This window comes from Halomonas sp. EF61, from assembly GCF_040147045.1.
Lineage (GTDB): Bacteria > Pseudomonadota > Gammaproteobacteria > Pseudomonadales > Halomonadaceae > Halomonas > Halomonas litopenaei.
In genome coordinates this window covers 60,183-81,388 of record NZ_JAMSHM010000001.1, presented here as the reverse complement: position 1 = coordinate 81,388, position 21,206 = coordinate 60,183, and the positions used below count along the sequence as shown (strand labels likewise).

Below are 21,206 nucleotides of genomic sequence, written 5' to 3'. Positions count from 1 at the left end.
TTACAGGATTCGGATCTGGATGCCATCGAAGTGGCTTCCACCTATCCTGCTTGCGTCATTTTCGAACCAGTCGAGGACAGCATGAGCCAACTCCCGCATACCCCCGTACGTCGTACCAAGATCGTTGCCACCCTCGGGCCCGCCAGTGATCGTGAAGGGGTCCTGGAGGAGATGCTGCGTGCCGGCGTCGACGTGGTTCGCCTCAATTTTTCCCATGGCAGCGCCGACGACCATCGCCGCCGCCTGAACGAGGTCCGGACCATCGCCGATCGACTCGGTCGCAGTGTGGCCGCGCTGGGGGATCTTCAGGGACCCAAGATCCGCATCGCCCGCTTCGCCGAGGGGGCGGTCAATCTGGAAGAAGGCGCTGACTTCGTCATCGATGTGTCGATGGATTCCCAGGCCGGCGACGCCACTCGGGTCGGCTGCGACTACAAGGAACTGGCCGACGACGTGGCCGGTGGCGACCGTCTGTTGCTGGACGACGGCCGCGTGGTGCTGGACGTGGACCGCGTCGACGGCAGCCAGATCCATACCCGTGTGGTGGTCGGCGGCAAGCTGTCCAACAACAAGGGCATCAACAAGCAGGGCGGTGGCCTGTCGGCGCCGGCACTGACCGACAAGGACAAGGAAGACCTCAAGACCGCCATCGATATCGGCGTCGACTATCTGGCCGTGTCCTTTCCGCGTACCGCCGAGGACATGCTGGAGGCGCGTCGCCTGCTGGGCGAGGCCGGCGCCGAGATCGGCCTGGTCGCCAAGCTCGAGCGCGCCGAGGCGGTGGCCTCCGATGAGACCCTGGATGGCATCATCGAGGCCAGTGAGGCGGTGATGGTGGCGCGTGGTGACCTGGGCGTCGAGATCGGTGACGAGAAGCTGATCGGTACCCAGAAGCGCATCATCAAGCATGCCCGCAGCCACAACCGCGCGGTGATCACCGCCACCCAGATGATGGAGTCTATGATCGAGTCGCCGCTGCCCACCCGGGCCGAGGTGTTCGATGTGGCCAACGCGGTGCTGGACGCCACCGACGCGGTGATGCTGTCGGCCGAGACCGCCGCCGGCGACTACCCGGTGGAAACCATCGAAGCCATGGATCGCGTCTGTCTGGGCGCCGAGCGCGAGCGCATCGCCCAGGAGTCCGGGCACCGCATCCACGAAGGCTTCGAGCGCATCGACGAGACCATCGCGCTGTCGGCGATGTACGCCGCCAACCACCTGGAGGGAGTGGCCGCCATCGCCTGCATGACCTCTACCGGTTACACCCCGCTGATCGCCTCGCGCATCCGCTCGGGCCTGCCGATCGTAGGGCTGGCCCACAACCCCATCGCCCAGCGTCGCATGGCGCTGTATCGCGGGGTCATCTCGCTGCCCTTCGACACCAGCGAAATGTCCGCCTCCGAGCTCAACGACCGCGCCCTGGAGCGTCTGGTCAACCACGGCGTGGCCGTGCCGGGGGACCACGTCATCCTGACCCGCGGCGACCACATGAACGCCCACGGCGGCACCAATACCCTGAAGATCCTGGACGTCAACGACGGTCACGTCGCTGGCTGAACCTTCACTCAGCCCGATGCACAGGTTCCGCGCCCGATCCAATGGATCGGGCGCGGTCGTTGTGGGGTGCCACCACTGGTGTATACATATGATGCGCCGAATGTGGTGCAATGGCAGAAAACGTGAGAAGGTCAAGCTTTCCAAGATGATGGGTAGGCAGCAATGAGCAACGCCTGGCAGCAAGAGGTGCTGGCCGAGATCAAGGCCGGGGGACGCATCAGCGATGGGGATATCGTACGCCAGGTTCGCCGAGCCGTGTTGGCCCAGCGGCTGCCGCCGGGCACCCGACTGCCCGAGGTGACGCTGGGCGAGGTGTTCGGCGTGAGTCGTTCGGTGGTGCGCAAGGCGCTGACCCGTCTGGCCTCCGAGTACGTGGTCGACCAGCGCCCCAATCAGGTGGCGCGGGTGCGCTCACCGGACGTCGACGAAACCCGCCAGACCTTTGCCGCCCGGCGTCTGGTGGAAGGTGAGCTGGCGGCGCTGACTACCGGCACGCTGCCATCGACGGTACTGCTGCAGATCGAGGATCGTGCCGACCGTGAGCGTCAGGCCTTTCTCGCCAATGATGAGCCTTCGCGCATCGAACATTCCCTGGCGATCCACCACCTGCTGGCGGAGCATTCTCCCAACCGGGTGCTGGGCACCATGCTCACTGACCTGATCCTGCGCACCTCGATCGTCATCGCGCTGTACAAGCGCCAGGGGCTCGGTAGCTGCTATCTCGAGGGCGATCACCACCGTCTGCTCGAGCACCTGCGCAGTGGCGACGCCGCAGCCAGTCGCAACGACATCGAGCATCACCTCGACAGCCTGATGGGCCTTCTCGACCTGGGACCACGGGACAGCCGTATCGACCTCAAGTCGATCCTGGGCGGCGAGGGTTGAGGCGAGACTCCTTTCTTCCTGATTGCCGCCGCGAGCCGTGTTGATCATGCGTTTTCCCTTGTCGATCCTTCTCCTTGGCCTGTCTCTCGGACTTGCACCGATGTCCGCCGTGGCCGACCGGGTTCACGTCGCGGCGGCGTCTTCGCTGCAGTTCGCGATGCCCTCCCTGATCGAGCGCTTCAAGACGAGCGACAGCGGCGCCAGCAAGGATGGCGACATCGACCTCAGCGTCACCTTCGGCGCCTCGGGCAATCTGCAGCGCCAGATCGAACAGGGGGCGCCCTTCGCGTTGTTTCTGTCGGCGGATGAGCGCCGCGCCCGGGACCTCGAGCAGGCCGGGCTGACCCAGGGCGAGGGCGTCGACTATGCCCAGGGCCGGCTGGTCTGGCTGCAGCGTGACGACCGACCGCTGCCGCCGCAGGACGCACCGCTTGAGGCTGTGCGTGAGGCGGTCGCAGGGCTTGAGCAGGGCGGCCCTGCGCGGCGTATCGCCCTGGCCAACCCGCGCCACGCCCCTTATGGCATGGCCGCCCGCGAGGTACTCGAACGTCAAGGGCTGTGGCAGGCAAGTGAACCCCTGCAACTGTTAGGTGAAAACGTCGCCCAGGCCGCCCAGTTCGCGCTGTCCGCCGAGGCCTCCGGCGGCCTGGTCGCCTATTCCCTGGTCAAGGCGCCACGCCTGGCCGAGCGCGCTGCCTGGCGGTTGATCCCGGCTGACTGGCATCGACCGCTGATACAGCGCATGGTGCTGCTCGAAGGGGCGGGCGCCGGCGCCGAGGCCTTCTTTGACTTCTTGCAGACGCCCGAGGCGCAGGAGATTCTGCGGGATTATGGCTTCACTGCGCCCGTGACCGGCGAGTAGCCGCGTTATGGACGCTCTGGCGCTGGTCGTCTCGCTCAAGCTGGCCTTGCTGACCAGTCTCTTGTTGCTGGCACCGGGTATCTGGCTGGGGCGGCGCCTGGCCCACAGCCGGTCACGCTGGCGGCCGCTGGCAGAATCCCTGGTGGCACTGCCGCTGGAGATGCCGCCCACCGTCATGGGCTTCTACCTGATGCTCGCCTTCAGTGCCGACGCCCCGCTGGGCGGCGCCTGGCAGGCGCTGACCGGCACCAGCCTGAACTTCTCCTTCAGCGGCATCCTGCTGGCCTCGCTGGTGGTCAACATTCCCTTCGCGGTACAGCCGATCCAGCGTGCCTTCGAGGCCTTGCCGGACCACCTGCGTGAGGCCGCCTGGTGCAGTGGGCTATCGACCTGGCGCACTTTTATGACCATCGAATTGCCGCTGGTGATGCCTGGCGTCATCTCGGCGCTGGCGTTGACCTTTGCCCACACCCTGGGGGAGTTCGGCGTCATCCTGATGGTGGGAGGGGCCATCGATGGCGAGACCCGCACCCTGGCGATTTCCATCTACGACCACGTCCAGGCCTTCGACGAGGGGGCCGCCGGGGTGATGTCGGCGCTGCTGCTGGTGGTCTCCTTCGTGACCATTGCTGTGGTCTACGGGCTGGCGGCACGCCGCCGCTGGCGGGGGCGTTGAGCATGCACCATCAGCAGGATGTCCATACGGGACTCGACGTCGACCTGGCCCAGCCCGGGCCGATCCCGCTCGAGGCACGGTTCGCCTGCCGCCCGGGGGAGTTGCTGGCGCTGGTCGGTCCTTCGGGCAGCGGCAAGTCGACCCTGCTGCGCGCCATCGCGGGGCTCTATGCTCCTGCCTCGGGGACGGTGCGCTGTGGCGGCGAGCGGTGGTTTGACGCCGAACAGGGGGTGGTGTGGTCGCCGCAGCGGCGCAGGGTGGGGCTGGTGTTTCAGGACTATGCGCTGTTTCCTCATCTCGACGCCGCCGACAATATCGCCACCGCCCTGGGACACCTGCCGCGGCGTGAACGTCGCCTGCGAGCCGCGCACTGGCTAGAGCGAGTCAACCTCGAAGGGCTGGAGCGGCGCCTGCCGCGAGAGCTGTCCGGTGGCCAGCGTCAGCGGGTGGCCTTGGCCAGGGCGCTGGCCAGGGAGCCACAGGTGCTGCTGCTCGACGAACCCTTCTCGGCGGTGGACCAGGTGACGCGCCGGCGGCTTCAGCGTGAGCTGGTGCAGTTGCGCGAACGCCTCAATATCCCCATCGTGCTGGTCACCCACGACCTCAACGAGGCCAGCGCCCTGGCCGATCGCCTGTGCGTGCTGCATGGCGGCCGGACCCTGCAGCAGGGCACCCCGAGCGAACTGTTCCGGCGCCCCGACAGTCCTGAGGTGGCGCGCCTGCTGGACCGGCCGAACATCTTCAGCGGGCGAGTGGTCGATACCGCCCAGGGACTGCGCCTTGGCTGGGGCGAGTGGTGTCTTGAGGTGGCCGCAGGCCTCGAGGGGCTTGGCGAGGGAGCCAGGGTGACCTGGTACCTGCCGGAATCCGATATCGTGCTGCAGCGCCGCGACCGGCCCTCCCGCGGGGTGCGGGAAAACCTGGTCACCGCGCGGGTGGATGAGCTGCTGGTGCTGGGCGGACAGAGTTCCGTGACCCTGAGGGTGCCCCACGAAAGCCAGCCCCTGCGCTTTGATATCTCGACCCACGCCGCCAGGCGCAATGGGCTTGCGCAGGGTGCCTGGGTCAATGTCTCGTTGCTGGCCGCTGGCATCCACCTGATGCAAGCGGATAAGCTGCCTGCCTTGTCTGCCGATGACCATCCTGACTGAGAGGCCTCCATGACCCTGACTCGCCGTCGATTCCTCAGCTCCCTGGCGCTCGCGCCGGTGGCGTTTTCTACTCCCTTTCTGGTGACGTCGGCCTTTGCCGCCGCCGACAGGGAAGAGGTGACCCTGGTGGTCCACGGATCCCAGGGGCCGAGTCGTCTGACGGTCGAGGTGGCCGACGAGGCGGCGGAGCGCAACCGTGGGTTGATGGGGCGCGAGCGACTGGCCGATGATGCCGGCATGCTGTTTCTCTACGCCAGTCCCCAGGGGGTGCATAACGGCTTCTGGATGTATCAGACCCTGCTGGCGCTGGATATCGCCTTTATCGGTGCCGACGGACGCATCCAGGAGATTCGTCGCATGGAGCCCTGCCAGGGCGAGGCCCAGGGATGTCCGACCACCCGTCCGGCGTCGCGCTACCACGCTGCCCTGGAGGTCAAGGCCGGGACGTTCGAGGCGCTGGGCGTCGGTCCCGGCGACTGTGTCAGCTGGCCGGGCAGCAGCGAGAGCTGCAGCGGCTAGGGGTCCTTGCTGGCGGCGGTGGGTACCGGCGGGGTGGCGGGAGCACGACGAGGCCCGAAGCGGATGACGATCAGCGCCACCCCTGCGACCACCATGCCACCACCGCCCAGCTTGTAGGCGTTGACGCTGTCACCCAGCAGCACGATGCCGAGGATCACCGCCAGCACCGGCACCAGCAGCGTCAGCGGTACCACCCGGTTGACGTCGTGGCGCCGGATCAAGCCAAACCAGATGCCGTAGGCCAGGATCGAGGACATCAGGGCGGTGTAGAGCACCGCCCCCCATCCCGCAAGGCCAGCATCCTGCAGCGCCTGCCAGTGGTTGTCCTCGAACCACCAGGAGGCCAGCGCCAGCTGTGGGGTGGCGAACAGCGCGATCCAGCCGGCCATCGCCATCGGCGAGACCTTGGGCCCGAGCTTGATCAATAGCTGGGATACCGCCCAGCCCAGGGCGCTGGCCAGCAGCAGTGCGGTAGGCAGCGGCGCCGGCAGGGTCGGCCCTCCGGCCAGCACGCCGATGCCACCGAACGACAGCAACAGTCCCACCAGGCGTTTTGCGCCGAGCCGCTCCCTGAGAAAGATCACCGCCAGCAGGGTGGCGAAGGGCGTACCCATCTGCACCAGCAAGGCACCGGTACCCGCCTCGGCCTGGCCGAGCCCGATGATCAGCAGGGCGAAGTTCATCACCCCGAAGGTCACCGACAGCAGTGCCAGGAAGGGCAGCTGATGGCGCGCCACCGGATGAAAGGGCACCAGCAGCGCGGCCACCAGTGCCAGGCGCAGGGTAGTCAGGAGCAAGGGCGGCATGTCTGACACGCCAAGCTTGATGACGATGATATTCAACGCCCAGATGGCGATGACCAGGAGGCCGAGGAGGAGGTCGCGTAGGGGCACCGGTCGTCCTTGATGGGTAAAACGAGCAGCATAGCAGAGCCCCTGGGCCGGTCCGAGGGGCGCCTTCGTTCGACTGCCTTGTTCACCGCGTCATGCTAGCACCCCCTTCGCAGACGTTTGGTGTCCACGCTCTCACAAGCTCCAGCCGTGCAGCCCTCGCACGAACGACATGGCGAGGACATCTGAGCGTGCGTGTCCGAAGGCCAACGGGCCTTTCGCGCATCGCGCGGCACTTGTCGCGGATTACCGTTTGCAGGCATATTGAAAAGTCGACAAGATCAATACGTTTCTCCCTTAATCACCACACTCGACCCCCAGCCTTCGCCAGGCTAGATCCGGCTTCTGATGCAGCGCTTGTGTCAGGTACCGCTCAGCGTTGGCCTGGCCAAGGGGGCATCAATGCAAGGACACGTCATGACATCTCTGTTCGGCTCGCGCTCGCCGTCTCGTTTCTCTCTCACCCTGGTCGGTGCGGCCATCGCCCTTGGCTCGCTGGCCGCCTCGGCGGACGTCGAAGCGCGGGAACTCAAGGTCTCCACGGTGCTTTCCGATGCCTTCCCCTGGGGCCAGGCCGCTCAGAAGTGGGCTGACCTGGTCGAGGAGCGTTCCGACGGCGAGCTGACGCTCAGGGTCTTTCCCAATTCCCAGCTGGTCAGCGGTGACCAGACCCGGGAGTTCTCGGCGATGCGCTCGGGGCTGATCGACCTGGCGGTGGGCTCGACCATCAACTGGTCGCCCCAGGTGCCGGAACTCAATCTGTTCTCCTTGCCCTTCCTGATGCCGGACGAGAGCGCGGTGGACGCGATCACCGAAGGTGAGGCCGGCGAGCTGGTGTTCCAGGCGATCGAGTCGCGGGGCGTGGTGCCGCTGGCCTGGGGCGAGAACGGCTTCCGCCAGCTGTCCAATTCCCAGGGCGTGATCGACGAGCCGGCGGACCTGGAAGGCCTGAAGATCCGGGTGGTGGGGTCGCCGCTGTTCCAGGACACCTTCAGCGCACTGGGCGCCAACCCGACCCAGATGAGCTGGGCCGACGCCAAGCCGGCGCTGACCACCGGCGCGGTGGATGGCCAGGAGAACCCGCTGTCGGTGTTCGACGTGGCGCGTATCGACCAGGTCGGCCAGGAGCACGTAACGCTGTGGAACTACATGAACGATCCGCTGATCTTCGCCGCCAACCAGCAGGTCTGGAGCACCCTGTCCGATGACGAGAAGGCGTTGCTGCGTGAGACCGCGGTCGAAGCCGGCGCCTGGGAGATCGCCATGACCCGCGAGCAGGAGAGCGAGCGCCTGGCGGCCATTCAGGAGCGTGGTGTGACCGTCACCGACTTGAACGAGGAGCAGCACGAGGCGTTCGTCGCGGCGACCGAAGGGGTTTACGAGAAGTGGGTACCGCGCATCGGCGAGGACCTGGTCGAGGCCGCCCGAAGCGCCATCGACGCGCGCTGAGCAACCGCTCTGACGCGGCGGTAAACCTTGTGCCGATCCTCATGATCGAGGGTCGGCGTTGATTGACTCCCTACCGACGCCCTTTCTCGATGAAACGTCCTGATGCACGAATCGAGCGCACCCTGGCCACCCTGGCGATCCTGATCATCGGTGCGATCAGCCTGGTCAATGTGGTGGTGCGCTACATCACCGGTGGTTCCTTTGCGTTCACCGAAGAGTTTTCTGTCTTTCTGCTGGTCATGTTGACCTTCGCCGGTGCCTCGGTGGCTCTGCGAAGCCATCGCCATATCCGTATCGGCCTGCTGGAGCGGGCGCTGCCGCCGCTTGGCTATCGCCTGCTGGTGATCTTCCAGGGCTTGTGCGGGCTGCTGGTGCTGGGCCTGATCACCTGGTTCGGTGCGCTCATGACCTGGCAGGAGTACCAGTGGCAGTCGTTGTCGCCCGGACTTGGGCTGCCCCAGTGGTGGTACCTGATCTGGCTGCCGCTATTGTCGGGGCTGATGTTCCTCCGCCAGTGCCAGGCGAGCCTGGAGCGACTGCGCGGAGGTGCTCACGATGACGCCTGATGTATGGATGCTGATCGCCTTTCTGGTGCTGCTGATCGCCGGCGTGCCGGTGGCCTTTTCGCTGGGCCTGTCCGGCGCCGTGGGCATCGTCACCGGGCTGTCGCCGGCGATGCTGGCGACCCTTGGCACCAATACCTACAACAGCGTGGCCAAGTATCCGCTGATCGCCATTCCGCTATTTATCCTGACCGGGCTGATCTTCGAGCGGGCGGGGGTCGCGGCACGCCTGGTGCGCTTCGCCCAGGCGCTGATCGGGCCTCGCCATGGTGGCCTCGCGGTGGTCGCGGTGGTGGTGTGCATGATCATGGGGGGCATGAGCGGCTCCGGCCCCGCCGACGCCGCCGCGGTGGCGATGGTGATGCTGCCGAGCATGACCCGCGCGGGCTATCCGCGGCCCTTCTCGGCGACCCTGATCGCTTCCTCGGCGTCTACCGCCATCCTGATCCCGCCTTCGGTGGCCTTGATCCTGTACTCCATCGTGGTGCCGGGAGTGGATCTGCGGGCGCTGTTCGCCGCCGGACTCTTTCCCGGGGTGCTGGCCGGCGCTTCGCTGCTGATTCCGGCGTTGTGGCTGTCCCGGCGCTATGGTTGGGAAGACCCTGCCGAGATGGAGCGCCCACCCATCGGCAAGAGCTTCCGCGAGGCGCTGCCGGCGCTGTTCGCGCCGGTGATCATACTCGGCGGTCTGCGCAGTGGCCTGTTCACGCCCACCGAGGCGGCGGTGGTCGCCGTGGCCTACGGCATCCTGGTCGGCCTGGTGCTGACCCGTGAGCTGTCGCTCAAGGACCTGTGGGGGCTGATGGGCGAGGCGGCGGTGGTGTCCGGGGTGGTCATGCTGATCATCGCCCTGGCGGGCATCTTCGCCTGGTCCGGGACCATGCTCGGCACCTTCCGTCACCTGGCAGAGTGGGTCATCGGGCTATCCGACAACGGCACCTTGCTGCTGCTGTTGATCATGCTGGCGGTGCTGGCCGCGGGCATGCTGCTGGACGCCATCTCGATCTACCTGATCATGATGCCGATCCTGATCCCGGTGATGCAGCACTTCGGCTGGAATCCGGTGTGGTTCGGCATCCTGCTGGCCATGAACATCGCCATCGGCCAGTTTACTCCGCCGGTGGCGGTCAACCTGATGGTGACCACCGAGGTCGCCAAGGTCAGGCTGGAGCAGACCCTGGGCTGGGCCATGGTGTTCGTGGCGGCGATGGCCTCGGCGCTGGCATTGGTGGTGATCTTCCCGGAGATCGCGCTGTGGCTGCCTCGGGTGCTGGGTTACAACGTCTAGGCCGCCTGGGGCAGTACCCTGGGCAGTGGGGGCACAAGGCGCGAGCATGGCTCGCGCCTTGTTGTGTTCATGGTCTTCAGTCGTTGTCGGTCAGCGTCTCGAGCCAGCGTTGATGGACGTCTCGGCTGGCCTCGTCGAACAGCACGAAGCGTACCAGTTCGATATCGGGGCAGGCGGGCAGGGTGGTCAGGACCGTGGACACGGCAATTTCCGCCGCCTCGTTCAGCGGGTAGCCGAATACGCCGGTGGACAGTGCCGGGAACGCCACTCGACGGATGCCTTGCTGCTGGGCCAGGCCCAGCGCCTCTCGGTAGCAGCCGGCGAGCAGTTCGGCGCTCGGTTCGTCGACGCCGTAGACCGGGCCGAGGCAGTGGATCACCCAGGCGTTGGGCAGCGCAAAGCCTTCGGTGATGACCGCCTGGCCGGGGCGAATCGGTGCCAGCGGCCGCCCGGCCTGGGCCAGCTCCGGGCCGGCGGCACGGTGAAGGGCGCCGGCCACACCGCCGCCGCTTTCCAGCTGGGCGTTGGCTGCGTTGACCACCGCCTCGACGTCGGCCTGGCGGGCGATGTCACCGGTAATGCATTCGATCAAGGGATAGTCCATGGAGACTCCTGTCATTGGCTTGCGGTGGTAACCGTCGGTGACGGTAGCGGCCCTGTGGCCAGCCGGTCGATGTCCTGACGGCGGTCGCCCGCCAGTGGAAGCCGCTTCCTGGCACGCTCCAGGGTGTCGCGCTCGAGCTGCCAGCTGACCAACGCTTCCTCTTCGCCCAGAACCTCTGGCGACGCCTCGGGGGTGACCAGTGGCGGACACAACAGCGAGTGCCCCCAGCCGTTACCGGCCCGGTTGAGGCTTAGCCAGTAGCATTGGTTTTCCATCGCCCGGGTGATGACGAAGCTGTGCCAGCTGGTGAAGGAGAAGTCCCGAGTGAAGGCCACCGGGTGGATCATGAGGTCGACGCCCAACCGGCGGTAGCGGGCGGCCAGCTCACCGAACCTGAGGTCGTAGCAGATCATGAAGCCGACGCGCCAGCCGGCGATATCCAGCGTCACCAGGCGCTCGCCCGGGCTGAAGTGGGCCGCCTCGGCGCTGGCGCCGAACTGGGCGCAGTGCAGCTTGTCGTAGGCTCCCGCCAGTTGCCCCTCGGCGTCGACGACCACCTGGCTGATATGGCGCCGGAGGGAGCCGTCGGCCCGGCGTGATCTGCGCGCCACGCCGAAGGCGATCGGGCACCTGAGTTCCCGGGCCAGCGCGCAATAGTGTGCTGTCACAGGCCCTTGCAGGTCGTCATCGAGTTCATCCATCGCCTCGAAGGCCTGCTCGCCGTACTCCTGGGACGACAGCTCCGGCAGCACGATCAGCTGTGGGCGTTGCTGCGACGCGGCAGTGCGCAGGCGCCCGGCCAGGGCGTCCAGGTGGTCGCGCTGGTCGAGCCGATTGCGGGTCGCCGGGATTGTGGTCTGGCAAGCCAGCAGGCGCATGGATTCCTCGCAGTTGGCGAAAGAGGCAGGGTAACCCGAATCGACAGCGCGACGACATGGGCGGCAGTCGATTGCGTCAGCGGTGCCAAGGGCTATGCTCACGGTAGACCGTCGACGCTCGATTTCCGCTCCGCGAGTGTCAGTGGTCGAGCGCCTTAAGTCCTCGTTGTGTACCTGGCCATCGTTGCAGGCCGACGGGGAGGGAAGGGATATTTCTCCACGCCCTGAGGGGCGTGCAGAAAAAATTAACGCCCACTAAACGTTAGCGGTAGCTAAACTCTCGTTTTACAATGATTCGGCCTGGTCTCTCCAGGTGAATTTATCGCAAAAGGAATGACTGGTGGATCTTTTGCCGGCCCAGGAGGGGCAAGGCACGAGTCCATGCCGTCAACGTCGACAATACCAAAAGAGGTGTGACCATGAAGCGCCATGCTTTCTCCGCCGCTGCACTGTCCAGCGCCATTCTCGGAGCCGCCATGTTCACGTCCCCGGCCATGGCCCAGGACGAAGAACAGTTCATCACCATCGGCACCGGGGGTCAGACCGGCGTGTATTACGTCGTTGGCCAGTCTGTCTGCCGCTTTGTGAATCGCAACAGCGAAGAGACCGGCATCCGCTGTAACGCGCCGTCCACCGGTGGCTCCGTGGCCAACGTCAATGGTATTCGCAGTGGCGAGCTGACCATGGGTGTCGCCCAGTCTGATGTGCAGTATCAGGCCTATAACGGTACCGGCAACTTCGAGGGCGAAGCCTACGAAGACCTGCGTGCCGTGTTCAAGGTGCATGGCGAGCCGCTGACCATCCTGGCCCGTGCCGACGCCGACATCGAGAGCCTCGATGACCTGGCCGGCAAGCGCGTCAACATCGGTAACCCGGGTTCCGGCCAGCGCAACACCATGGAAGTGGTGATGGACGCCAAGGGCTGGACCGAAGACACCTTCTCGCTGGCCTCGCAGCTCGACGCAGCCGAGATGGCATCTGCCCTGTCGGACAACAACATCGACGCCATGGCCTACGTCGTCGGCCACCCCAATGGTTCCATCCAGGAAGCCACCACCACCGTCGACGCCAAGCTGGTGCCGCTCAACGACGACGCCATCAAGGGCCTGGTCGAGGAGTATCCGTACTACTCCATGTCCACCATTCCAGGCGGTCTGTACAAGGGCAACCCGGATGACGTCGAGACCTTCGGTGTCGCCGCGACCTTCGTGACCAGCGCCGAGGCCGACGACGAGCTGGTCTACCAGACCGTCAAGGCAGTGTTCGACAACTTCGATCGCTTCAAGCGTCTGCACCCGGCCTTCGAAAACCTGGATCCGCAGGACATGGTATCCAACGGTCTGTCCGCACCGCTGCATGAAGGTGCCGCTCGTTACTATCGCGAGCAGGGCTGGATCGAGTAAGGGTTCTTCCCCTCTCGGGGGAATAGCCAGCTAATCTCTGCGCGGTCGGCCGTTGGGCGGCCGCGCAGTGCGTTGTGGCCCGTCGATGGATCGACACCGGACGTTCGGTAGAGACCAGACAGCGCCAGCACGACTGGCCCGCGAAAGCGGGCATTCGGGGATGGAGGCGAAGCCCTCCATCATGACGATTCCTCTTCCAGGCAGGGCACGCTTATGACTGAGGACAACAAGAGATCCACGCAGTCCGAAGTGGATCTCGAGGACATGGTCGCCTCCAGCGACTCCGGTTCGCGCAACCCCTTGGGTGCGCCCGGCAAGCTGCTGGTAGGCGTTGCGGCGGCATGGTCGCTGTTCCAGCTATGGATTGCTTCGCCGTTGCCGTTCATGGCCGGCGTCGGCGTCTTCAACGCCACCGAAGCGCGCTCTATTCACCTGGCCTTTGCATTGTTTCTGGCCTTCATGGCCTACCCCGCGACCAAGCGCTCGCCGCGGGACCGCATTCCTCTTCAGGATTGGGTGCTGGCGATTCTGGCCGCTTCCGCCGGGGCTTACATGTTCGTGTTCTACGAACAGCTGGCTGACCGTCCTGGCGCACCCATCCTGCAGGACGTCATCGTCGGTGTGACCGGCCTGATTCTGCTGCTCGAGGCAACACGGCGGGCGCTCGGGCCGCCGCTGATGATCATCGCCTCGATCTTTATCTTCTATTCGCTGGCGGGGCCCTGGATGCCGGGTATCCTCGCTCACCGTGGCGTCAGCCTTTACGGCCTGGTCAATCACCAGTGGCTGACCACCCAGGGTGTGTTTGGTATCGCCTTGGGCGTTTCGACCAGTTTCGTCTTCCTGTTTGTGCTGTTCGGCGCGCTGCTCGACAAGGCAGGTGCCGGCAACTACTTCATCAAGGTCGCCTTCTCGTTGCTGGGCCACTACAAGGGCGGGCCCGCCAAGGCCGCCGTGGTGGCCTCCGGCATGACCGGCCTGATCTCCGGCTCGTCCATCGCCAATACCGTGACTACCGGTACCTTCACCATTCCGATGATGAAGCGTGTCGGCTTCTCCTCGGAGAAGGCCGGTGCGGTGGAGGTGTCCTCCTCGGTCAATGGCCAGATCATGCCGCCGGTGATGGGCGCCGCCGCCTTCCTGATGGTGGAGTACGTCGGCATTTCCTACGTGGAGGTGATCAAGCACGCCTTCCTGCCGGCGCTGATTTCCTATATCGCGTTGATCTACATCGTTCACCTCGAGGCGCTCAAGGCCAACATGGAGGGGCTGGAAAGCTCCAACCCGCCCAAGCCGCTGGTACGCAAGGTGATCGGCTTCCTCGGTGGTCTGCTGCTGATGATGGTGGTGGCGCTGGGTGTCTACTACGGCCTGGGCTGGCTCAAGCCGGTACTGGGTGATGCGACTCCCTGGGTGGTGGCCGTGGCGCTCTCGGTGGTCTACGTGGCGCTGTTGAAGCTGGGTGCAAACTATCCCGAGCTCGAGCTCGATGATCCCAACGAGCCTATCTACAAGCTGCCCCAGACCCGACCCACGGTGCTGGTAGGCCTGCAGTACATCCTGCCGGTGATCGTGCTGATCTGGTGTCTGATGGTGGAGCGCCTGTCACCGGGACTGTCCGCCTTCTGGGCGACGGTGTTCATGATCTTCATCATGCTGACCCAGCGCCCGATCATGCACGCCTTCCGTGGGCGGGGTGATCTTGGCAAGGATCTGCGCGAAGGCTGTCTGGACCTGTGGACGGGGCTGGTGACCGGCGCGCGCAACATGATCGGTATCGGTATCGCCACCGCCACCGCCGGCATCATCGTGGGTGCGGTCTCCCAGACCGGTGTCGGCCTGGTGCTCGCGGACGTGGTCGAGATCCTGTCCATGGGCAACCTGATGCTGATTCTGTTCTTCACCGCCATTCTCAGCCTGATCCTGGGCATGGGGCTGCCGACCACCGCCAACTACATCGTGGTGTCGGCGCTGCTGGCTCCGGTGATCGTGCAACTGGGTGAGCAGAATGGTCTGCTGGTACCGCTGATCGCGGTGCACCTGTTCGTGTTCTACTTTGGCATCATGGCCGACGTCACGCCGCCGGTGGGCCTTGCCTCCTTTGCCGCCGCGGCGGTTTCTGGAGGGGATCCGATCCGCACCGGCTTCCAGGCGTTCTACTACAGCCTGCGTACCGCCGCGTTGCCGTTCCTGTTCATCTTCAACACCGACCTGCTGCTGATCGATGTGGCGCCCTTGCAGGGCGTATTGATCTTCGTGGTGGCGACCATCGCCATGCTGATCTTCGCCGCGGCGACCCAGGGCTACATGATCACCCGCAATCGCTGGTACGAGAGCATCCTGCTGCTGCTGGTGGCCTTCACCCTGTTCCGCCCGGGCTTCTGGATGGACATCATCCATGATCCTTATCGCAGTGTGCCGCCGTCCGAGTTCGTCGAGGCCTACGGCAACGTGGACGAGGACAGCACCCTGCGTCTGCAGGTCAAGGGCGAGGACGCCTTCGGCGATCCGCTGACGACCTACATGACGCTGCCGGTGGCAGACGGCGAGACCGGTGAGGATCGCCTGCTCAATCTCGGTCTGGAATTGATCGTCGAGGACGGTCGCGCCATCGTCGACATGGTGACCTATGGCAGTCAGGCTGCGGATCTCGGCTTCGACTTCGATCAGGAGATCGTCGAGATTCAGGCACCGGTGGACCGCTGGCCGAAAGAGCTGATGTGGATTCCGGCGCTGCTGCTGTTCGCCCTGATCGTGTTGGCACAACGCCGTCGCCGGCCCCCTGAAACCACTGAGGCCACGGCCTGAGGAGGTCCGTCATGTACCAGAAGATCCTGTTACCGGTCGATCTCAATGAGCCATCGTCGTGGGAGAGGGCACTGCCGGTGGCGCTCTCGCTGTGCCGCAACTTTGGTGCCAGCCTGCACCTGGTGACGGTGTTGCCGGACTACCGCATGCCGCTGGTGGGGTCCTACTTCCCCAAGGACTTCGCCAAGAAGGCCCATGAAGCGGTACAGAAGGCGCAGCATGACTTCATCGTCGAGCACGTGCCGGAGGACCTGACGGCTCAGGCGATCATCGCCGATGGCTCCCCCTGGGAAGCCATCATCAAGGTCGGCAAGAAGATCGATGCCGACCTGATCGTCATGGCCTCGCATACCAAGCGCAAGTTCGCCGACTACGTGATCGGCCCCAACGCCGAGCACGTCGTCCATCACAGCAAGTGTTCGGTGATGATCGTGCGTTGACCCAGACGACAAGCGCTAGCGCCATCGACGCCCCCTCACATGAGGGGGCGTTTTCGTAAGCTTGCGTAGGTTGAAGGCGAATCCAGGGCCCATCAACTACAGTCAAATTAGAGTCGATGGGCGCCGGCGATGGCGTGAAGGAACCTCGCATCTTGCCCCTTGACTCCCGTGACAGGTGGGCGGTGGCAACCGTCATCCGTGGGTACAAGGGGGAGTAGATGATGAGTGCAGCAGCATCACGACACGACAAGGAGTCGAGCGGGGCCAGGGTAAAGATCTCCATCAAGAACGTCGGTATGGGGCGGCCCAGGGTGTGGTTATCTTCGGGATTCGAGGACTTTCGGGCCGCCACTGCGGTCAGCCTTTCCTATGGCATGTTCTGGGTCGGGCTCAGCATCGCCGTCACGGCAGGGGCGCTGACGCTGGGACTGTGGCATTGGCTGTTGCCGCTGGTGGCCGGCTTCATGTTCATCGGGCCGTTGGTGGCGGTGGGCTCCTACGGGATCAGCAGGGCGCTGGAAGAAGGCCGCTCCCCGACCCTGGGGGATGCCTTTGGCGCCTGGCGCGGCCACACCGGGCAACTGGCCATGATGGGCGTGATGATGATGATCTTCTTTCTCGCCTGGATTCGCCTGGCCACCTTGCTGTTTGCCCTGTTCTTCGGTCTCCAGTCGCCGGATCCGTCCACGGTCTATGCGTCACTTCTGACCACGCCGGAAGGCCTCGGCATGCTGGTGGTGGGGCTGGCCTTTGGCTGTGTGCTGGCGTTTGGCGCCTTTTCCATTAGCGTGGTCGCGATTCCAACCCTGATGGATCAGGACCTGACGTTCATGGAGGGCATCGAGGCCAGTATTCGTTCGGTGGCACGCAATTTCCGACCGATGCTGCTGTGGGCAGCGATTCTCACCGGCTGCGTACTGGTGGGGATGGCCACCTTCTATATCGGGCTTGCCTTGATTCTGCCGGTACTGGGGCACGCGAGCTGGCACGCCTACGAAGACCTGGTGGTGTGCGAACGGCTGGACGACCCCGGCGCCTGAGGGCGGCAACCTGGTCCGCGAAGACGCCCCGACAGGGGGCGTTTTCCTGAACCAGCAAAGCTCGAGGGGCCCGCAGACTGACCTTTGGCGCTCGATCACGTAATCTACTCCTGCAGAAAGAGTCAGGAGACGTCATGCGGGTGCCAGCTTTCCTTTGCCAGGTGGGTGTCCTCCTGGGGCTGTTGGTAGCAGGGGGAATCGGCCAGGCCCATTCCCAGCCTTTGCCAGCTCCGGTGGGGCCTGTGCTGCTTAAAGTATCGGGCAATATCCAGAACACCAATGTGGATGCACAGCTTCTGCTGGATCGTGCCATGCTCGACGATCTGGAGAGTCGTGCGCTGGTGACCGATACCCCGTGGCATAGCCAGGCCAGCCGTTTCGAGGGGCCGCTGCTCCGCAGCGTGCTGGAATCCGCCGGTGTCACCGCCGACAGCATTCGCGTGCACGCCTTGAACGGCTTCGTGGCCGATATCCCGGTCTCCGATGCCTATCGCTATGACGTCATCCTGGCCATGAAGCAGGACGGCGAAGCGATGTCGGTGCGAAACTTCGGCCCGCTGTTCGTGTTGTACCCTTTCGATGATCATCCAGAACTGCGAAACGAGTCGGTCCAGTTTCGCTCGGTGTGGCAGGTAGATGCCATCGAGGTCCCGTGATCAATGTCACCGGGAGATCGGTCGAAGGCCATCAGGAGGCAAGGCAGGGAGTGCAGCGCCCCAATACCATAGTGAGTGATCCCGGTGTATCGGCTGGTGTCGACCCGAACATTCTGCCAGCAGATTCCCGACCCAAGGAGGAGGGTGCTCGGCGCATCCGTTCCGTATGCGACGCTATCCTCTGAGACTGGTATTCAGCGCCGTGGCGGCACTGACCTTCTTTGCTGCTGCCATGGTGGTGATCGGTCTGGTCGCCTGGCGCCATGACAATCTTTCCCACCAGGTGGTGGAGGACATCACCTGGCATTCCTACAAGCTGGACCGAGACGTGGTGTTGCTGCGCAATCACCTGTTGTTCGGGGAGCATGGACCCGAACAACTGGCCGGCTTCAGGCTCGAGTTCGACCTGTTGTTCAGTCGACTGAACCTGTTTCGCCACAGCGACATTCACGATCTGGTCGAGGAGGCTCCGGCCGCGCGTCGCCAACTGTCGATCATCATCAGCCTGATGCAGGACCTGGATGCCGAGGTCAGTGCCCTGGCGTCCCTCGATAGCGAGGCAGAGGCCGTTCTTGACCAGCATCTTGCCGCGCTATCCACCGAGACCGAAAGGTTGATCATGGCCGTCAACGGCCATCTGGCCGAGATCAATACCGCAGAGCGTGTTCGTCTGCAGCGACTGTACCTGTTGCTGCTGGTGATGATCCTCGGTATGAGCCTGGCCGGAGGGGTCATGCTTGCCGTACTTTTCAAGGAAGCCCGTGACAACGAGGCCTCGCGCAAGGCACTGGAGACGCTGAGCGGCGAACTGGAAATCAGTGCCCGGCGCGCCCAGTCCGCCAGTCAGGCCAAGTCCGACTTTCTGGCCACGGTGAGCCACGAGATCCGCACGCCGCTCAACGGCGTCATCGGCATGAGCGAACTGTTGCGTGATCTCGAACTGTCGGAGCCCGCCAGCCGCTACTCGCACACCATTCATGACAGCGCCCGCCAACTGATGGGCATGATCGATGACATCCTCGACTTCTCCAAGATCGAGGCAGGACGCATGGAGCTGGATGTTCAGCCGGTGGCACTCGATGCCTTGATCGAAGATGCGCTGGAGCTGTTTCGTCCGCGCGCACTCGACAAGCGGTTGCGCTTGCTTGGCCACGTGGACGAGACGCTGCCGGCACGACTCCAGGGGGACCCAGGCCGGCTTCGGCAGGTGCTGCTCAACCTGCTGGCCAACGCCATCAAGTTTACCGACCGCGGCATGGTGAGGCTGTCGGTAGCGCCTGTGGACGAGGGCTGGGTGCAGTTCGACGTGGTGGATACCGGTCAGGGTGTCGAGGCGTCCCTGCTGCCTCAGTTGTTCGAGCCCTTCCGCCAGGGCGATGCCTCCGTCGCCCGGCGCTATGGCGGCACCGGTCTGGGCCTCGCGATTTCCAAGCGCCTGGTAGTGGCCATGGGGGGCGAGATAGGGGTCGACAGCCGTCGAGGCAAGGGCAGTCGCTTCTGGTTCCGATTGCCGCTGGTGCCCTGTGACGAACCCCGCCGTCAACCGCTGACGGTGGCCAGGGCGCGCGCGCATCCCAAACAGCTCGCCGAGGCGGATCTGCTGGTGGTGGAAGACAATCTGGTCAACCAGGAAGTGGCGATCGCGATGCTGGAACGCCTCGGCTGTTCGGCTACCCTGGCTTCCTGCGGCAAGGAAGCGCTGGCTCTCTGCTCACAGCGCCGTTTTGACCTGATATTGATGGATGTCCAGATGCCTGACCTCGATGGTCGCGAGGTCACCCGACGCCTTCGCAGCTTTTCCGACTGGCGTAGTGAGGTTCCCGTGGTGGCGATGACCGCTGGTGGCGCCAGTCACGATGAGTCGGACTGCATGGCCGCCGGCATGAACGACTATCTGACCAAGCCGCTGTTGATGGGCACGCTGCTGATGGTGCTCAAGCGCCACCTGCTGGGAGAGTCCGAGACCTCGACGACTCCGAGGGGTATCACCTCACTGATCAATGCCGATACGCTCGATGCCCTGGACGAAGGGCTTGGGGGCGAGCGCCGGGATGCTCTGGTGGACCTGTTCGGGCGACAGGCGCGCGAACGCTTGCCGGAGATCCAGAGCGCCTACCGGCGAGGCGAGGAGGAGCCGCTGGCCCAACTGGCCCATCAGCTCAGGGGCGAGGCCGCCGGCGTCGGCGCCATGGCTCTGGCCGAGGCGGCGCGAGCGCTGGAGCGTTGTGCCCTGGATGGCTGCATCGAGGATGCCAGAGGCGTCATCGATGCGCTGCCTGAGCTGCTTGAACGCACCCTGGCGGCCTTTGCCCGCAGCGAGAGGCGCGCCTCCCAGACCTGAGGTCGGCTTCGGCGTCCCGCTGTGTTGCTGAGCTCTACTGTTCAGTGGTCGTGGGAAAGTGCCGTTTCAGTTGCCTTGGGGACGGGGACGCCGCCAGCGCGGATGTCGTGGCACCACCACCCGTTGGGCCCGGTACTCACCCCGCACCGCATCCATCGCCAGCGCCAGGGCCTGCTCGGCGATGCCCCGATGATCCTGGACGGCGGAGTTGACCGCCAGCGGCAGGAAGTCCAGCAGGCGGTTGTCGCCGAAACTCGCCATGGCCAGACGCGGGGGCAGGCCGCCGCGTGCAATCAATTCGTCCAGGGCGCCTTCCAGCAGAATGTAGGACGCGGTTACCAGGGCGTCGGGCAGTCCCTTCTTGTCGATGTAGTCAGCCAGCAGCCTGGCGCCTTCCTCGCGGGCATAGTGGTCGCCGCTTTCCAGGGTGCACTCGAGCTCGCGTCCCCTTACGCCTGCGCGGAAGCCGGCGCGGCGCTCTTCGGTGATCGAAAGGTGCGGCACCGCATCGAGCCATAGCACGCTCTTGACTGCCGGCGTCATCAGCGAGCGTGTGAGCTGTTCGGCGGCCTCGCGGTCGTTGCTGACGACGCTGGCGAAGCTCGCTTCGGGCAGGCCCCGGTCGATGGCGATGATCGGCAGACCCTCATTCATCAATTCGGTATAGAAGGACGCCGGCTGCGCCAGACAGCTTGCCACGATCAGCGCCTCGCAGCGTTGGGCGCGCAGTGACAGGGCCAGGTCCCGCTCGCTGTCGGGCTGGTCGTCGGAGCCGACGATCAGCAGCTGGTAGCCCTGGGCCCGCGCTCCGCGTTCCAGGTGCTTGGCCAGGCGGGCGTAGCTGGAGTTTTCCAGGTCCGGCACGATCAGCCCCAGGATGCGGCTGCTGCCGCGCCGCAGGGCCGCCGCCTGGGCATCGACACGGTAGCCATGCTCCGCCACCACCGCCATCACTCGGTCCACGGTGTCCTGACGAATACGGCGCTCCCTGGCCTTGCCATTGACGATGTAGCTGGCGGTGGTGCGGGAAACGCCGGCCAGGCGGGCAATTTCGGCCAAGGTCATGCGGGTGTCTCCATTGAAGGCGTCGGGCGTGGTCACGGCGACAAGGTGTCAATTCCCTCTAGTCTACCTGGCATGGCAGCAGTGTCCCCCTGCCAAAGTCGTAGCTTTTGCGACTTGCCATGTGCGCTGAA

At 64.9% G+C, this 21,206-nt stretch carries 19 protein-coding genes; 15 read left to right on the top strand and 4 right to left on the bottom strand.

Annotated elements, in window-relative coordinates:
• The first annotated feature begins 81 nt into the window (after positions 1-81).
• From pyk to NFI08_RS00325, 6 genes are all read left to right on the top strand, one after another.
• Positions 82-1,557 (top strand): pyruvate kinase, encoded by a 1,476-nt coding sequence (gene pyk / locus NFI08_RS00350; protein ID WP_045994096.1) that lies wholly within the window; start codon positions 82-84, stop codon positions 1,555-1,557.
• 162 nt (positions 1,558-1,719) lie between these two features.
• Positions 1,720-2,442, top strand: a complete 723-nt coding sequence (locus NFI08_RS00345) for a GntR family transcriptional regulator (protein ID WP_349586342.1) — start codon at positions 1,720-1,722, stop codon at positions 2,440-2,442.
• A 46-nt stretch (positions 2,443-2,488) separates the two neighbouring features.
• Positions 2,489-3,304: a molybdate ABC transporter substrate-binding protein gene (modA, locus tag NFI08_RS00340; protein WP_349586339.1), complete on the top strand. Its 816-nt coding sequence runs from the start codon at positions 2,489-2,491 to the stop codon at positions 3,302-3,304.
• Between the two features lie 7 nt (positions 3,305-3,311).
• Entirely contained in the window at positions 3,312-3,980 is a 669-nt protein-coding gene (modB, locus tag NFI08_RS00335) for a molybdate ABC transporter permease subunit (RefSeq protein ID WP_349586336.1), read from the top strand.
• 2 nt (positions 3,981-3,982) lie between these two features.
• Complete coding sequence (locus tag NFI08_RS00330; RefSeq protein ID WP_349586333.1) at positions 3,983-5,131, top strand: ABC transporter ATP-binding protein; 1,149 nt, start codon at positions 3,983-3,985, stop codon at positions 5,129-5,131.
• 9 nt (positions 5,132-5,140) lie between these two features.
• A complete protein-coding gene (locus tag NFI08_RS00325) occupies positions 5,141-5,650 on the top strand; it encodes a DUF192 domain-containing protein (RefSeq protein WP_349586330.1) in 510 nt (169 codons plus the stop codon).
• Here NFI08_RS00325 and NFI08_RS00320 read toward each other — a convergent pair.
• A complete protein-coding gene (locus NFI08_RS00320; protein WP_306168556.1) occupies positions 5,647-6,543 on the bottom strand; it encodes a DMT family transporter in 897 nt (298 codons plus the stop codon). The two genes, NFI08_RS00325 and NFI08_RS00320, sit on opposite strands and share 4 nt — an antisense overlap.
• Positions 6,544-6,957: 414 nt before the next feature.
• Here NFI08_RS00320 and NFI08_RS00315 point away from each other — a divergent pair, with 414 nt between their 5' ends.
• The 3 genes from NFI08_RS00315 (at position 6,958) to NFI08_RS00305 (ending at position 9,840) form a co-directional block, all read left to right on the top strand.
• Positions 6,958-7,989, top strand: a complete 1,032-nt coding sequence (locus tag NFI08_RS00315) for a DctP family TRAP transporter solute-binding subunit (protein WP_045994090.1) — start codon at positions 6,958-6,960, stop codon at positions 7,987-7,989.
• 89 nt (positions 7,990-8,078) lie between these two features.
• Positions 8,079-8,555 (top strand): TRAP transporter small permease, encoded by a 477-nt coding sequence (locus tag NFI08_RS00310; protein ID WP_045994089.1) that lies wholly within the window; start codon positions 8,079-8,081, stop codon positions 8,553-8,555.
• Positions 8,545-9,840: a TRAP transporter large permease gene (locus tag NFI08_RS00305; protein WP_045994088.1), complete on the top strand. Its 1,296-nt coding sequence runs from the start codon at positions 8,545-8,547 to the stop codon at positions 9,838-9,840. Before NFI08_RS00310 ends, NFI08_RS00305 begins: the two co-directional genes overlap by 11 nt.
• 76 nt (positions 9,841-9,916) lie before the next feature.
• Here the strand turns inward: NFI08_RS00305 and NFI08_RS00300 are convergent, their stop codons facing one another.
• Both NFI08_RS00300 and NFI08_RS00295 read right to left on the bottom strand, forming a co-directional pair.
• The gene (locus NFI08_RS00300) at positions 9,917-10,444 is read right to left on the bottom strand and encodes a macro domain-containing protein (protein WP_204248980.1); all 528 of its coding nucleotides are present in this window, start codon (positions 10,442-10,444) and stop codon (positions 9,917-9,919) included.
• A gap of 11 nt (positions 10,445-10,455) precedes the next feature.
• On the bottom strand, positions 10,456-11,322 hold the full coding sequence (locus NFI08_RS00295) for a carbon-nitrogen hydrolase family protein (RefSeq protein ID WP_349586323.1): 867 nt from the start codon (positions 11,320-11,322) through the stop codon (positions 10,456-10,458).
• Positions 11,323-11,741: 419 nt separating this feature from the next.
• On the opposite strand from NFI08_RS00295, the gene NFI08_RS00290 reads away from it, so the two are divergent.
• The 6 genes from NFI08_RS00290 to NFI08_RS00265 all read left to right on the top strand — a co-directional run bounded on the left by NFI08_RS00290 (position 11,742) and on the right by NFI08_RS00265 (position 20,010).
• Positions 11,742-12,725 carry a TAXI family TRAP transporter solute-binding subunit gene (locus tag NFI08_RS00290; RefSeq protein WP_045994086.1) on the top strand — a complete coding sequence of 328 codons (984 nt, stop codon included), beginning with the start codon at positions 11,742-11,744 and terminating at the stop codon, positions 12,723-12,725.
• A gap of 213 nt (positions 12,726-12,938) precedes the next feature.
• Entirely contained in the window at positions 12,939-15,533 is a 2,595-nt protein-coding gene (locus NFI08_RS00285; RefSeq protein WP_045994085.1) for a TRAP transporter permease, read from the top strand.
• A gap of 11 nt (positions 15,534-15,544) precedes the next feature.
• Entirely contained in the window at positions 15,545-15,973 is a 429-nt protein-coding gene (locus NFI08_RS00280; protein WP_045994084.1) for a universal stress protein, read from the top strand.
• A gap of 221 nt (positions 15,974-16,194) precedes the next feature.
• The gene (locus tag NFI08_RS00275) at positions 16,195-17,013 is read left to right on the top strand and encodes a DUF2189 domain-containing protein (protein WP_045994083.1); all 819 of its coding nucleotides are present in this window, start codon (positions 16,195-16,197) and stop codon (positions 17,011-17,013) included.
• Positions 17,014-17,255: 242 nt separating this feature from the next.
• Positions 17,256-17,669: a putative pterin-binding protein gene (locus tag NFI08_RS00270; protein WP_240184182.1), complete on the top strand. Its 414-nt coding sequence runs from the start codon at positions 17,256-17,258 to the stop codon at positions 17,667-17,669.
• Between the two features lie 166 nt (positions 17,670-17,835).
• On the top strand, positions 17,836-20,010 hold the full coding sequence (locus NFI08_RS00265) for an ATP-binding protein (RefSeq protein ID WP_108448257.1): 2,175 nt from the start codon (positions 17,836-17,838) through the stop codon (positions 20,008-20,010).
• 66 nt (positions 20,011-20,076) lie between these two features.
• On the opposite strand, the gene cra is transcribed toward NFI08_RS00265, so the two are convergent.
• Positions 20,077-21,075 carry a catabolite repressor/activator gene (gene cra, locus NFI08_RS00260; RefSeq protein WP_108448258.1) on the bottom strand — a complete coding sequence of 333 codons (999 nt, stop codon included), beginning with the start codon at positions 21,073-21,075 and terminating at the stop codon, positions 20,077-20,079.
• Positions 21,076-21,206 lie beyond the last annotated feature (131 nt).